At 72.4% G+C, this 4,408-nt stretch carries 3 protein-coding genes; all 3 read right to left on the bottom strand.

Going from position 1 to position 4,408, the window contains the following annotated elements; genetic code table 11:
• Nucleotides 1-31 precede the first annotated feature (31 nt).
• The gene (locus ABZ914_RS47415) at nt 32-2,827 is read right to left on the bottom strand and encodes an alkaline phosphatase family protein (RefSeq protein WP_500201205.1); all 2,796 of its coding nucleotides are present in this window, start codon (nt 2,825-2,827) and stop codon (nt 32-34) included.
• A gap of 3 nt (nt 2,828-2,830) precedes the next feature.
• Nucleotides 2,831-4,204 (bottom strand): ABC transporter permease, encoded by a 1,374-nt coding sequence (locus tag ABZ914_RS47410; protein ID WP_500201204.1) that lies wholly within the window; start codon nt 4,202-4,204, stop codon nt 2,831-2,833.
• A partial coding sequence (locus ABZ914_RS47405; protein WP_500201203.1) for a hypothetical protein occupies nt 4,201-4,408 on the bottom strand: 208 nt, incomplete at its 5' end. The genes ABZ914_RS47405 and ABZ914_RS47410, both read right to left, overlap by 4 nt.

The raw sequence follows: 4,408 nt of genomic DNA, 5'->3' as shown, positions 1-4,408 counted from the left end.
GGCCGCACGTGGTGGACCGTGCCGGTCCGGATCAGCCGTCGGCGTCCGGCGACGGCAGGTAGCGGCCGGGCACCTCCGCCGGGGTGAGGATCTTCTTCTCACCCGGGTACGGCTTGGTGAACCCGTGGGTCAGGTACCACGTGTAGTGGTCCATCTGGTCGGGGTTGGCGCGGTCGGGCTGCGGGTTCTGGTCGTTCTGGTGCTGCTGCCGGTTCCACGCGTCCCACAGGCTCGCGACGCCCTTCTCCCCCGCCGGCACCGCCGGGGTCGGCGACTGGGCGGGGGCGAGCGACGCCCTGGTCGTCGGGACGGGGTCTTCACCGCAGGCCGGCGGCGTCTTGAGCCCGTAGGTCAGCGGGACGCGGTTCTGCACGGCGGTGAACGGCGTGTAGTCGGGCCGCCCGGTGAACGCGGTGTACATCGGGGTGGCCGCGCTGTCCTTCTGGTTCATCGGGCGGACCCCGAGGATCTGCTCGATGGTGCGGACCACCGTGATCTGCGAGTAGTAGTGGCTGTCGACCTTGCCGTGGTTGGCGTAGGGGCTGATGACCTGCACCGGGCCGCGCGCCCCGTCGACGTGGTCGACACCGTCCTGGGTGTCGTCCTCGATGACGAAGATCGCACTGTCCTTCCAGTACTTGCTGTGCGAGATGTGGTCGACGATCCGGCCCACCGCGAGGTCGTTGTCGGCGACCTGCGCGATCGGGTTCGGCGCGCCGCCGGTGTGGTCGCTGGACAGCCAGAACATGTTGAGGCTGCCCGGGCCCTCCGCGTCGAAGTGCCGCTTCCAGATCTCGTACCGGTAGATGTCCGGGATATCGGTGTCGAACTTCGGGTAGTCGTGCGCCGTCACGTCGTTCAGCGACGGGATCGGCGAGGACGAGTCGGTCTTGATGGCCGTGTTCTGGCCGGTGTCCGCCATGGTCCTGGCGTCGCAGTAGAACTGCTGCCACGTCGCGCCGGAAGGCTTGGTCTCGAACTGCAGGAACTCGCCGTAGTTCTTGACGCTGCCCCCCGCCGCCTGAACGCCGCTCCACAGCGTGCCGGAGCGCTGGTGGCCGAGCGCGTCGTCCTCGGTGTCGTAGCTGCGGGTGTACTCGCCGGCGCCCGACTCGGTGTACTCCGGGTTGTCGGACTGCATGAGCCAGTTGTGGCCCTCGGCGGAGTTGGTGCCGACGTCGTAGGCGTTGTCGTAGAGCCCGAACTGGCGGGCCAGCGCGTGCTGGTTCGGGGTGGCGTTCTCGCCGAACTGCGCGAGCGCCGGGTCGCCGTTGCCGCGCTTGTCGTCGCCGAAGACCTGGTCGTAGGAGCGGTTCTCCTTCACGAGCAGGAAGACGTGCTTGATGGTCGACGGGTCGCCGAGGCGGACCGGGACCGGCACGGGCCGCGCCCGGCCGCCGGCGCGCAGCCCGGCGAGCGAGGCGGCGTCCCAGCCGTTCTGCTGGAACACCCTGGCCGTGTAGGCGCCGATGAGCCGGTCGTCCGGCAGCGTGAACCGCAGCAGCGTGCCGGTCGAGTCGTGGGTGTTGTGGCCGGTGGCCGGCGTCGTGCCGGCGCCCTTGTCGATGGTGCGCCCGGGGCCGCGCTCGCCGATGCCGCGCAGGCTGGTGACGACCACCTGCCCGCCGACGGTCGTGACGTTCTCGGGGAAGTAGTCCGTCGGCAGCATGCCCACGTAGCCGACCGGCGCCTTGGGTCCCTTGTACCGGTAGACGGCCAGCGCGTTGGCGCGGCCGAGGGTGACCAGGAGGCGGCCGTCGCCGGTGAGGGTGATGCCGTCGGGCTCGTAACCGACCTTGGCGCCCGGCCACGGCTGCGTGGTGATGGTCTGGACGACGGCGTCCTTGGAGGTGTCGACCACGGAGACGGTGTCGCTGCCGGTGTTGGCGACGAACAGCACGCCCTTGGCGGCGTGCAGGGCCGTCGGGTGCAGGCCGACGTCGATGGACTTCACCGAGGCGCCGGTGTCGCCCACGTCGATGACGCTCACCGTCCCGGTGGTGACGGCGCCCGTCTTCGGGTCGGCGGGGACCTGGGTGCCGTAGGAGTTGAGGGTCTGGTCTCCGTCCTTCGCGGGGCGCCCGCCCTCGTTGCTGACGTAGAGCTTGCCGCCGACCAGGGCCAGGTCGCGTGGAGCGTTCCCAACGCTCCAGCTGCGCGTGATCGCGCCCGTGGCCGGGTCCATGGCCACGACGCGGTTCTGGCCGTTGACGGCGGTGTAGAGGGTGGTGCCGTCGGCGGAGAACACCGCCTGGGCCGGGAGCGGGTGCTTCGACCCGTCGTTCGGGATCGTGATGAACGTCGGGGCGCCGACGGTGCCGTCGGCGTTCACCGGGAAGCGGCTGAACCCGTTGATCTGCGGCATCCAGAGGGTCTTGCCGTCCGGCGAGTACGTCGGGCCCTCCTGCCCCACGTTGTTGTTGCCGATCTTCAGGTTCGCGGCCGCCGAGGTGCCGGCCTGCTGGAGGACCTTGTAGTCCTTCAGGTCGGCGATCGTCAGGGCGATGGAACGGTCCGTGGTCAGGGCCGCGAGATGGCGGCCGTCCGGGCTGACGGTGGACGACAGCAGCTTCCCGTTGTCGACGAGAAGGCGGTCGCCCAGGGGCTTGTTGAACTGGTCGCTGGCGAGCAGCGTGCCGAGGCCGGTCGTGTCGCCGACCTTGTGGGTGCCGAACGCGTGCGTCGACGCGTAGGCGACGCCGCCGCCGGCCGTGATGGCCAGCGCGGCGGTACCGGCCGCGACGATCCGGACCCGGCGGCCGCCGAGCCGGCGGAACACCCCGGAGCGGTTCTCCGCGGGGTTCCGGCGTTGCCTTCTGACGTGCATGAGCTAACCCTTCTGAGCACTGGCGGGGCTGGCGAGCAGGTCGACGTCGCCGTCGAACTGCCACAGGGGGTTGGGCGCATCCCCGCTCGAGGTGCGCACCTGGAAGTAGCCGTTCACCTCCTTCGGACCGTCGCCGTCGGCGACGTACCGCCCGTCGGCGGTGACGTCGAGCTGGTAGATGGCGGTGCCGGCGGAGGCCACGCCGGGCAGGTGCCACGTCACGACGCACCGCCAGTCGTTGCCCGGCCCCTCGTCGGCGACGCGGTCGCCGCCCTTGTCGCAGGACGCGGTGGTCCGCAGCTGGGCCTCGGTGACGGCGGGGCGGTGGAGTTCGCGGCTCTGCAGCCGGTAGAGGTGCGCGTACGAGGTGGCGAGGGAGTCTTCGAGCTTCGTCCGCTCGATCCCCGACCCCTTCGCCGGGGTGGTCCACGAGACCACCGCGACCGTGACGACGGCGAGGGCGGCCAGCGGCAGCACGCCGCCGACGGCGACGCGCCGCCCCGACCCGTCGTAGGCGAGGTCGGTGAAGTCGCGGCGCAGGAACAGCCGGTAGGCCAGCGCGGTGGCGGCGACCGCCCAGACCAGGGCGACCGCGACGCCGATGAGCAGCGGGCGGGTCTGCACGGGCTCGGTGAACAAGCCGCGCCAGGCGAGGAACGCCTCGCCCGGCAGGGCCGTCCGCACGGCCACCGGCAGCGGCAGCATCTGCGCGAGCTGGAGTCCGAGTGCGAGGAGCGCGGGCATCAGCAGGCCCATCGGCGAGCGGCCGAGGGCCACCGAGCCGAGCAGGCCGACCGCCGCGAACGCCAGCGTCGGCGCGAGCACGCAGCACCAGGCGAGCAGCACCGTCGCGGCCGCGTCGCCGGACGACAGCATGTGGCCGTCGAGGCCGGCGAGCGGGTGGGCGCCGGCCGCGGCGAGCCCGCCGGCGATGCCCGAGGCGGCCAGCCCGGCCGTCATCGCCAGGATCACGGTGAGGCTCGCGAGCGCCTTCGCCGCGAAGATCCGGCGCGGGGAGCGGACCGCGACCAGCAGGTGGCGCCAGGTGCCGAGCCGGTCCTCGGCGGCGAACACGTCGCCGGCGGTCAGGGACGTCAGCAGCGGGAGCGCCCAGGTGCACGAGAAGCCCAGCACCACCAGCGACCCCGCCCAGCCGGACGCGTGCATCCAGCGGCCGAAGACCGTGTCGGCCGGGAGCGAGCTCTGCAGGCTGACCGCGGCCACGAACACGGCGGGGGCGATCCAGCACGCCGCGAGGACCAGCCGGATCCGCCACTGCGACAGCAGCTTGACCAGCTCGAAGCGGTAGCCGCGCGGCAGCGGCGCCGGACGGGCCTCGTCCGCGGCCGGCCCGGCCGTGGTGGTGGTCGCGGTCATCGGGGGTCCTCCTCGGTCTCGCCGGGAACGGTCCCGGTCCCGGTCAGGGCCAGGAAGGCGGCCTCCAGCGGCGGGACCACGGGCGCGAGCCCGCGCACCGCGACGCCGGCCTCCACCAGCCGCACCACGAGGTCGTCGAGGGCCTGCACCGGTCCGCGGACGACGAGCACGTCGGCGTCCGGCCCGGCCTGCGGGTCCCGCACG

The sequence above is a fragment of the Spirillospora sp. NPDC046719 genome (assembly GCF_040645715.1).
In the GTDB taxonomy this organism is placed as follows: domain Bacteria; phylum Actinomycetota; class Actinomycetes; order Streptosporangiales; family Streptosporangiaceae; genus Spirillospora.
Note: the sequence above shows the minus strand (reverse complement) of the source record. Positions and strands in the feature narration are given on the sequence as shown.

Excerpts from the sequence above, each read along its gene's own strand:
- ABZ914_RS47415 (WP_500201205.1), bottom strand. The coding sequence starts at position 2,827 with ATGCACGTCAGAAGGCAACGCCGGAACCCCGCGGAGAACCGCTCCGGG.
- ABZ914_RS47410 (WP_500201204.1), bottom strand. The coding sequence starts at position 4,204 with ATGACCGCGACCACCACCACGGCCGGGCCGGCCGCGGACGAGGCCCGT.